Below are 7484 nucleotides of genomic sequence, written 5' to 3'. Positions count from 1 at the left end.
GATAAATGGTTCGCCTCAAGCAAGATTTGTTCATGTTGCGGCGTAAAATACGACCATTCAGTTCAACCAGAAGGACAGTGGAGTTTAAAAATACGTGAGTGGTGTTGTGCTTCATGCAATAGTTATCACGATAGGGATGTAAATGCGTCGATAAATTTATCAAGATGGGTAAAGTTAAATGCTTGATAATAGGAGGTAACGATACTGCCTCGTGTTCTCGCAACCCCTCGTCCCTTTGGGGTTGCGAGAACACGGTGAAGCACTAACTTGTATAAATTTGATTGAATTGTATAGATTTAGTTAAGTTTATCGTATCGGTCCTTTACTATGAAGTCATTAGAAGAGATTTTACAATACAATGAAAAATTCGTTGAAGAGAAAAAATACGAAGAGTATGAAACAGGGAAATTCCCAAACAAAAAAATGGTAATTATTTCTTGTATGGACACTCGTCTTGTTGAATTATTACCGAAAGCGATGAATATGCGTAACGGTGATGTGAAAATTATTAAAGTAGCAGGCGCTGTTATTTCACATCCGTTTGGAAGTATTATGCGTAGTATTTTAGTTGCTGTGTACGAACTTGGTGCTGATGAAGTTTGTGTAGTTGGTCACCACGATTGTGGTATGGCAAAAATTCAAGCAAGCAGTACGATTGAGAAGATGAAAGAACGCGGTATAACAGAAGAGAAATTAGATACACTTCGTTACTCAGGAATCGATTTAGAAAAATTCCTGCGCGGCTTCTCTAGTGTAGAAGAAAGTGTAGAACATAGCGTATCAGTACTTCGTAACCACCCATTACTTCCAGAAGAAGTACCTGTTCACGGTCTTGTTATAGATCCTGACACAGGAAAATTAGATTTAGTTGTGAATGGTTACGACAATTAAGAATTTACTTTGTCATCCTTTTTATCTGGGACAGGATCAAATCCTCCCGGGTGGAAAGGGTGACATTTTAATATACGCTTACAAGTAAGCCAAAAACCTTTGAGGGCACCGTGTTTTTGAAACGCCTCTAATCCGTAATGAGAACAAGTCGGATAAAAGCGGCACGTTGGTGGTGTCATCGGAGAAATGAACTTTTGATAAAAGCGTATAATGCCAATAAAAATCTGTTTCATAACGGTCTCCTTTTCAGCATAGTCTTAAAGTATTATAGCACGACTGTACATATTACTTTACTAATGTCGATTTCCGTTATATCATATTGGATATAACGGAATTAAATTAAAAGCGGGAGAGATGTTGTATGCCATCAGTAGAAAGCTTTGAATTAGATCATACGATTGTAAAGGCACCTTATGTAAGACATTGCGGAGTTCACAATGTAGGTAGTGACGGTATTGTAAATAAATTCGATATTCGTTTTTGCCAACCGAATAAACAAGCAATGAAGCCAGATGTTATTCATACGTTAGAACATTTATTAGCATTTAATTTACGTAAATATATTGATCGTTATCCGCACTTCGATATTATCGATATTTCACCGATGGGCTGCCAAACAGGATACTATCTTGTAGTAAGCGGAACACCGACAGTTCGAGAAATCATTGATTTATTAGAACTAACATTAAAAGATGCGGTTCAAATTACAGAAATTCCAGCTGCAAATGAAACACAATGCGGCCAAGCGAAGCTTCACGACTTAGAAGGAGCAAAACGCTTAATGAAATTCTGGTTAAGCCAAGATAAAGATGAACTTGAGAAAGTATTTGGATAAGTAGAAAAACTGCCTGTGAAAGGGCAGTTTTTTTTGTAGCACGATGATAAATGAAATTATATCGACGATTTTTCAAATATATCGAACACAACTTGAAATATATCAACGTTTCGACACGGAATATCGACTTACCGACAAATGTTGACAATAATATGAATCGAATAATGTGAAGAAGCTAAATAGAGCGAGAGAAAGAGCAATAGTGGCGATTATAATTCGAATGTTTTTTATATGTAATCCACCTTTAAAAGAACAGTATAAATGGAATAACAAAAACAATCGTAAAAAGACTTAAACCGATGCTAATAGCTCCAATTTGTTTTTGCTGCTTTTGAATCGTCTCAACTCCTACTAAAATGCCATATAAGCTAAAGAGGAACAAAATGATAGGTGAAAAGATTTGAAAGTTCATTGTAAATAAGCTGTATAAACATAGAATTAAAGTAATAAAAACGATGATGAGTTGTATTTGTCTTATGTGCATTTTAGCCCCCCTTAATATAGAAAGAGTTAGTTACCTGGAGATAATAATTATAATAGCAACGATTAAAGTGAATACGCCAGAAAAGAGGGAGAGTGTACTGTTTACTTTCTTTTGTTTCTGTTTTTCTTCTGCGCTTATGAGAAAGGCCATAATTGATAAGGCAATCAGCATATAGGACATTGTCACAAGAGGTTTTGTAAATGTTCCATAGAGAGCGAGAGAGAGAGAGATAACGATAAGAGCCGATATAATGCGTAATGTTTTTAGCATACAAATCTCCCCTTTTTTCAAAATTATCCTCTATTTTATTCCGTACTTGTAAATGCTAAATTGCTCAAGGTTTCATTCTATACGTAGCGAAAGTAGTTTGATATGAGAACGAAGACTATAAGAATAGAAATAGAAAAAAAAGGAATGCTCATTGATTTTCGTCCGGATTTCAGTTCGTTAATCCCTAGAAGAATAAAGGAACAGCTGAGAGCAAATTGTATGTATGGGGTAAATATGAAATTATCAGTAATAAGAGAATAAGTGCAAAGCGAGATTGTGAGAAGCGTGAGAAGTCCTAAAACAATCCGTAAGCCAATTAACATTTTACAACATCCTTTAAATAGATTATTTACCGGAATCGTTCTGACAAACTAAGAAATAAAGCACCAGTTCCAGCCATGAAAGCAAATGTACCGCTAGATTTTTGGTCTTTTTTTATTTCTTCTATACCTATAGTAAATGCCATTAACCCTAAGAAAATGAACAGGTAAGGCATAATGTCTCTGTTGCCGCTGATAAAACTATAAATGGCTATTGATAAAGCAATAAGTGAAAAAGTGATTCGAACTCCTTTTAACATAAAGGAACCTCCTTCTATTTTATGTAGCTAATGAGGAGAACAATCCAAATGAAAGCACCAGCAGCAATGCAAATAACTCCTGTTCCTGTATCCTTCTTTTTTATTTGTTCCATTGCAATGAGGAACATTAAAACTCCTAATAGAAATTGTGAAAGTGGTAGAAAGTTATTTTGACCTGTATATAGACCGATTGCTGACATAATAATCACAGTGAGCGCAAGTACGACGCGAAGTACACGAAGCATATTATGAATTCTCCTTATTCTTTTTTGCATAAGGATTATCTTCTGGTTTATCAACGGAATGTTTGTAGGCATAGCCTTTATTAATCGTCATGACGGAGAGTACTAGTATGACTAGGACGATGATAATCCCGATAATTAATATTTTGAACATAAAATCCCTCCTTTTCTTTATTTTACATAATTTTGTAATTGCTGAAAACAATAGAAATTAAAAGGATGAAAGAAGGGCGTTACATGGAACAGAAAAAAACATATTATATATCAATAGGAAACGGTCAAATTTCACAAGTGAAGACGGCGGATACGTATAATTTTGAGATTTCCGCGAGTGATGAGGAGATTACGGAGTTGAGAGAGTACTTCGATCAAGCATATGTAGAGGATTTAGGTTCATTTGTACGCTCCCACGTTCCATTTGTTGAGTATCATCACGATTCAAATAATGACCGATATGATGAACAACTACAAAAAGCATATAAAATGATTTACGATTTAGGAAATCATGAGACGAAAGAATTAGTCGCGCAAATGGGAATAATCAATGGATTATAATTGGATAATATTATGCAGAAAAGCGAGAATATGCTACAATTTGTGGTAGGAAAAACTTGTAACCATCAATAGGGGAGTAATGGCATGTACAAATTTAAAGATTATTACCACAACACTGTACAATTATCGTTTGAACGTTATCCATTTTCTCCTGAGCCAAGGCATGTTTGGGTTGTATGCCGGTACGGGGATCAATGGTTATTAACGCATCACTTACGTCGCGGTCTTGAATTTCCAGGTGGTAAGGTGGAACTTGGGGAAACACCGGAAGAAGCGGCGGTTCGAGAAGTTCATGAAGAAACTGGCGGCATCGTTTCTGATTTAACTTACTTAGGACAATATAAAGTATCTGGAAAAGACAAAATAATCATTAAAAACATTTATTTTGCAACAATTAGTGCGGTAGAAGCACATACGCATTACGAAGAAACGAAGGGATCTGTTTTATTAACAGACATTCCTGACAACATTAAAACGGATAGAAAATTTAGCTTTATTATGCGCGACGATGTACTAGCGCGTACGATGAAACATATAGAAGAAATCGGCTGTTTTACGAAGTAAAGTAGCCGGTTTCTTTTTTTGTGTGTAAGAATTGATGTAAATATATATTTACATCAATTTGGATATATTATACAATTTTGTAAAGATATATTTACATTTTAGGAGGGGGAAGATGGAGAATAGAAAAGAAACGACTGTTGCTGTTTCTATGGTGAAATTAAATGTCTATGCATTTCTTATAATATTTGTTTTGGCATTTGGAATTAGTTTTTTGCATGCGCTTCTTTCAGGCGGTGTTCAATTTGAAATTACGTTACCAACTATGTTTCTTTTTATTATCGCAATGCTTGCTCTCATTTGTATTCATGAAGCGATACATTTAATAGGGTTTCGCTATATCGGCGGTGTTCCGTGGAGTGAACTAAAATGGGGTGTCAATTGGAAATTAGGTGTTGCATATGCGCATTCTAAAAAAGAAATTACAGTAAAGCAAATGAAGAAAGTATTAATGTTACCGTTTTTACCGACTGGAATTTTGCCAATTGTGTTGGGATTAGCTATGAATCTGGAGCCACTCTCATTTTTAGGAATTTTATTAACAGCGGGTTGTATCGGTGATATTGCCCTATATCAAAAAGTTTCAAAGTTTCCAGATGATGCGCTAGTTAAAGATCATCCGAGTAAACCACAGTTTACAGTATATGAATAATAAAGGAAGAGGAGGCGTTCGAGAAACGAAGCCTCCTTTTACTATTGGTTTGTTTTGATCTCTGCCCCTAAAAACGAGAGAACCTCCAGTAAATCATCCACCATACGTGAATGCTCAAAGTCACTCCAAAACGAATCTTTCTTCCAAACGCCATGAATTCCTATCTGTTCAGAACCAAGTACATCATTTTCTGGATGATCTCCAACATAAAGACATTCTTCTGCTTTTACGTTGAGTTGTTGCAAAGCTCGTTTGAAAATGTCAGGGTGTGGTTTTTTCATTCCTTCAGCTTCTGAAATGAGAATGGTGTTTGTATACGTATGTAGGTTCAGAGCACTGAGATTACTCATTTGAAATTTAGTAAAGCCGTTTGTAATAATGCCGATTTTAATGCGTTGTTTTGTTAATTGTTGAAGTAATTCATGCATGTTTGGGAAAGGAATACAATGATATTGAAAATTTGTAATGTAGTCGTGCAGCAGTTGCTTTGGTGTTAAAGTGGTAATGTTATATTCGCCAATGAGAGTAGCATATACTTTATCCTTCCAGGTGTAGCCATTGTTGTCGAGTTCGAGAAAACGAGAACAATACTCGGATTGTTCAATGTTCATAAAATGAAGAGAAAAGCGATTGTATTGGTCATGAATAAATCGCTCTAAAGATTGTCGTCGATCTAATAGTGTCCCATCTAAATCAAATAGCACAGCATGAATCATATGTAACCTCCTCAAAGCTTTTACAAATAATTATCGCATATTCGTCAGAAAATGATTATCATATTTTTGTAGGCTGTAATGACGGAGGTTTAAATGAAAAAATTGTATGGAAAGTTAACATGTTTTATAATTTCAATTGGTTTAGTCGCCGGATGTGATATGGCGGAGCAAACTTTGAAAAGAGAGAAGAAAGATGTGTGCGAAACGACAGAAGAATGTACAGAAATAGGCGATAAAATGCTCCAAAAAGTATATAAAAAGATAGATGGACTTTCAGAACTTGAAGTACCAGAAGTGTCAGAAGAGGATGTAACGGAGCAACATACTACAAATAACGATATGAAAAAAGCAGAGCAGAAAAAAGACGATGATGAAAATTATTTCTTTTTAGCTTCTTATTATATTGATGGTGATGAAATTGTAGATCCTTATTTTGAAAAAATAGAACGGAAACGTTTAAATAAAGTATTCGCTGAAGATAAAGAAGCGAAAGAAGAGGTACTACAACAACGCCAAGATAGAGGGTACCATGAATCGTTATGGGACATGTATAGCACTCTTATTCCAGCTAAATATCGCAGTGATATAAAAGAGTTCGATATGATGACAGACGGTTACGACGGAATTGTGGCCCATGTTATGCCAAGTATGGAATATCCGAAAGAATGGGTTCTTAGTTTAGATACGCTTGATTCTGCAGTAAATATCGATGAAGTGATGAAAACATTAATTCATGAGACGGCTCACGTGTTAACATTAGGGCATAAACAAATACCAGTTAATGAAAAGTACTTAAAGGCTTTTGAAGAAGATAAAGATATTTCATCATACCAAAATACATGTAAATCGCTTTTCTTACAAGAAGGATGTGCGAAAGAGAGTTCTTATATTAATCAATTTCATAATTCTTTCTGGAAACAAATTGAGCAAGAGTGGACAGAGAAGAAAGTGGAAGAAAGTGAAGAAGCTCAAATGCAATTTTTCAAGGAGAGACAAGATGAGTTTGTGTCCGAATACGGAACAACAAATGTAGCAGAAGATATCGCAGATACATTTACAGCGTTTATTTTACAGGATTCAAAAGAAGTGAAAGAAGGAACAGCGTTAAAGTATAAGAAAATTGCCTTCTTCTATCAATTCCCTGAGCTTGTCAAAATGAGAGCAGAAGTATTATCGGGATTATACGATGTTTCAAAAACGATAGAACAATAAAGTAGATACTAATGCAAGTTATATGCTCGATATATGTATGAGTGATGAAACGAAAACGCGAAGACGTCCAAATCTTTGCGTTTTTTCTTTTGTTAATAAAATTGAAAATTCTGTCTTTTTATTGAGAAGGAAGAAGGAACTGGCACTAAAAAATAGAATTAGTATAAAAACGTCACAATTTAGACACAATTATAATGCGCGTGTTGTAGGGGCTATAAGTTTACTCTCGAGGAGGTAATGAAACGTATGAAAACGATTCTTGCTGTTGCTGGTCTCAGTCTCATTTGGGTAATGTCTCACAGTTTTCCGATTTTTGAAGGGGAGCAAATTCGTAGTGCATTAAATAAAAAGTTCAATGATTATCATGTGATAGATCGACAAGATAATGTCGTTACAGTACGTGTGAAAGATTGTTTCCATACAGTTACGGTTGCAAATGGAAATGTTACAAATGAAACAAAGATGTGTGATAAATGATAAAAGAAA

15 protein-coding genes are annotated in these 7484 nt (G+C 35.1%); 8 read left to right on the top strand and 7 right to left on the bottom strand.

The features are described from left to right. Both COE49_RS01425 and COE49_RS01420 read left to right on the top strand, forming a co-directional pair. On the top strand, positions 1-186 hold a 186-nt coding region (locus COE49_RS01425; RefSeq protein WP_141556602.1), incomplete at its 5' end, for a zinc ribbon domain-containing protein. 141 nt (positions 187-327) lie between these two features. Then, on the top strand, positions 328-891 hold the full coding sequence (locus COE49_RS01420; protein WP_088232341.1) for a beta-class carbonic anhydrase: 564 nt from the start codon (positions 328-330) through the stop codon (positions 889-891). Here the strand turns inward: COE49_RS01420 and yidD are convergent. Further along, the gene (yidD, locus tag COE49_RS01415; protein WP_000809334.1) at positions 888-1124 is read right to left on the bottom strand and encodes a membrane protein insertion efficiency factor YidD; all 237 of its coding nucleotides are present in this window, start codon (positions 1122-1124) and stop codon (positions 888-890) included. The two genes, COE49_RS01420 and yidD, sit on opposite strands and share 4 nt — an antisense overlap. A 128-nt stretch (positions 1125-1252) precedes the next feature. Here yidD and luxS point away from each other — a divergent pair, with 128 nt between their 5' ends. Next, positions 1253-1726, top strand: coding sequence for an S-ribosylhomocysteine lyase LuxS (gene luxS, locus COE49_RS01410; protein WP_098945671.1), 474 nt, complete (start codon positions 1253-1255; stop codon positions 1724-1726). Between the two features lie 244 nt (positions 1727-1970). On the opposite strand, the gene COE49_RS01405 is transcribed toward luxS, so the two are convergent. From COE49_RS01405 to ytzI, 5 genes are all read right to left on the bottom strand, one after another. Then, a complete protein-coding gene (locus tag COE49_RS01405) occupies positions 1971-2210 on the bottom strand; it encodes a hypothetical protein (protein ID WP_088232339.1) in 240 nt (79 codons plus the stop codon). 30 nt (positions 2211-2240) lie between these two features. Next, positions 2241-2480 (bottom strand): DUF3953 domain-containing protein, encoded by a 240-nt coding sequence (locus tag COE49_RS01400; RefSeq protein WP_098945670.1) that lies wholly within the window; start codon positions 2478-2480, stop codon positions 2241-2243. 349 nt (positions 2481-2829) lie between these two features. Beyond that, the gene (locus COE49_RS01390; protein ID WP_098945668.1) at positions 2830-3060 is read right to left on the bottom strand and encodes a YczI family protein; all 231 of its coding nucleotides are present in this window, start codon (positions 3058-3060) and stop codon (positions 2830-2832) included. Between the two features lie 14 nt (positions 3061-3074). After that, on the bottom strand, positions 3075-3305 hold the full coding sequence (locus COE49_RS01385) for a DUF3953 domain-containing protein (protein WP_088232335.1): 231 nt from the start codon (positions 3303-3305) through the stop codon (positions 3075-3077). Between the two features lies 1 nt (position 3306). Continuing rightward, positions 3307-3456 carry a YtzI protein gene (ytzI, locus tag COE49_RS01380; RefSeq protein WP_140417467.1) on the bottom strand — a complete coding sequence of 50 codons (150 nt, stop codon included), beginning with the start codon at positions 3454-3456 and terminating at the stop codon, positions 3307-3309. A gap of 83 nt (positions 3457-3539) precedes the next feature. Between ytzI and COE49_RS01375 the strand changes: the two genes are divergently transcribed. From COE49_RS01375 to COE49_RS01365, 3 genes are all read left to right on the top strand, one after another. After that, positions 3540-3857 carry a hypothetical protein gene (locus COE49_RS01375; RefSeq protein WP_000435821.1) on the top strand — a complete coding sequence of 106 codons (318 nt, stop codon included), beginning with the start codon at positions 3540-3542 and terminating at the stop codon, positions 3855-3857. Positions 3858-3941: 84 nt separating this feature from the next. Then, positions 3942-4421, top strand: a complete 480-nt coding sequence (gene mutTA, locus COE49_RS01370) for an antimutator 8-oxo-(dGTP/GTP)ase (protein ID WP_098252767.1) — start codon at positions 3942-3944, stop codon at positions 4419-4421. Positions 4422-4533: 112 nt separating this feature from the next. Then, on the top strand, positions 4534-5070 hold the full coding sequence (locus COE49_RS01365; protein ID WP_098945667.1) for a DUF3267 domain-containing protein: 537 nt from the start codon (positions 4534-4536) through the stop codon (positions 5068-5070). Positions 5071-5111: 41 nt separating this feature from the next. Here COE49_RS01365 and COE49_RS01360 read toward each other — a convergent pair whose 3' ends face one another. Further along, positions 5112-5786 (bottom strand): HAD family hydrolase, encoded by a 675-nt coding sequence (locus COE49_RS01360; protein WP_098945666.1) that lies wholly within the window; start codon positions 5784-5786, stop codon positions 5112-5114. A 93-nt stretch (positions 5787-5879) separates the two neighbouring features. Between COE49_RS01360 and COE49_RS01355 the strand changes: the two genes are divergently transcribed. Both COE49_RS01355 and COE49_RS01350 read left to right on the top strand, forming a co-directional pair. Beyond that, the gene (locus COE49_RS01355) at positions 5880-6998 is read left to right on the top strand and encodes a hypothetical protein (RefSeq protein WP_098945665.1); all 1119 of its coding nucleotides are present in this window, start codon (positions 5880-5882) and stop codon (positions 6996-6998) included. 246 nt (positions 6999-7244) lie between these two features. Next, positions 7245-7475, top strand: coding sequence for a hypothetical protein (locus COE49_RS01350; RefSeq protein WP_088232329.1), 231 nt, complete (start codon positions 7245-7247; stop codon positions 7473-7475). Positions 7476-7484 lie beyond the last annotated feature (9 nt).

The organism is Bacillus sp. AFS029637 (assembly GCF_002584985.1).
Taxonomy (GTDB): domain Bacteria; phylum Bacillota; class Bacilli; order Bacillales; family Bacillaceae_G; genus Bacillus_A.
The sequence above is the reverse complement of the archived record's forward strand: the minus strand, read 5'-3'. Positions and strand labels throughout refer to the sequence as shown.

Excerpts from the sequence above, each read along its gene's own strand:
- COE49_RS01420 (WP_088232341.1), top strand. The coding sequence starts at position 328 with ATGAAGTCATTAGAAGAGATTTTACAATACAATGAAAAATTCGTTGAA.
- yidD (WP_000809334.1), bottom strand. The coding sequence starts at position 1,124 with ATGAAACAGATTTTTATTGGCATTATACGCTTTTATCAAAAGTTCATT.
- luxS (WP_098945671.1), top strand. The coding sequence starts at position 1,253 with ATGCCATCAGTAGAAAGCTTTGAATTAGATCATACGATTGTAAAGGCA.
- COE49_RS01405 (WP_088232339.1), bottom strand. The coding sequence starts at position 2,210 with ATGCACATAAGACAAATACAACTCATCATCGTTTTTATTACTTTAATT.
- COE49_RS01400 (WP_098945670.1), bottom strand. The coding sequence starts at position 2,480 with ATGCTAAAAACATTACGCATTATATCGGCTCTTATCGTTATCTCTCTC.
- COE49_RS01390 (WP_098945668.1), bottom strand. The coding sequence starts at position 3,060 with ATGTTAAAAGGAGTTCGAATCACTTTTTCACTTATTGCTTTATCAATA.
- COE49_RS01385 (WP_088232335.1), bottom strand. The coding sequence starts at position 3,305 with ATGCTTCGTGTACTTCGCGTCGTACTTGCGCTCACTGTGATTATTATG.
- ytzI (WP_140417467.1), bottom strand. The coding sequence starts at position 3,456 with ATGTTCAAAATATTAATTATCGGGATTATCATCGTCCTAGTCATACTA.
- COE49_RS01375 (WP_000435821.1), top strand. The coding sequence starts at position 3,540 with ATGGAACAGAAAAAAACATATTATATATCAATAGGAAACGGTCAAATT.
- mutTA (WP_098252767.1), top strand. The coding sequence starts at position 3,942 with ATGTACAAATTTAAAGATTATTACCACAACACTGTACAATTATCGTTT.
- COE49_RS01365 (WP_098945667.1), top strand. The coding sequence starts at position 4,534 with ATGGAGAATAGAAAAGAAACGACTGTTGCTGTTTCTATGGTGAAATTA.
- COE49_RS01360 (WP_098945666.1), bottom strand. The coding sequence starts at position 5,786 with ATGATTCATGCTGTGCTATTTGATTTAGATGGGACACTATTAGATCGA.
- COE49_RS01355 (WP_098945665.1), top strand. The coding sequence starts at position 5,880 with ATGAAAAAATTGTATGGAAAGTTAACATGTTTTATAATTTCAATTGGT.
- COE49_RS01350 (WP_088232329.1), top strand. The coding sequence starts at position 7,245 with ATGAAAACGATTCTTGCTGTTGCTGGTCTCAGTCTCATTTGGGTAATG.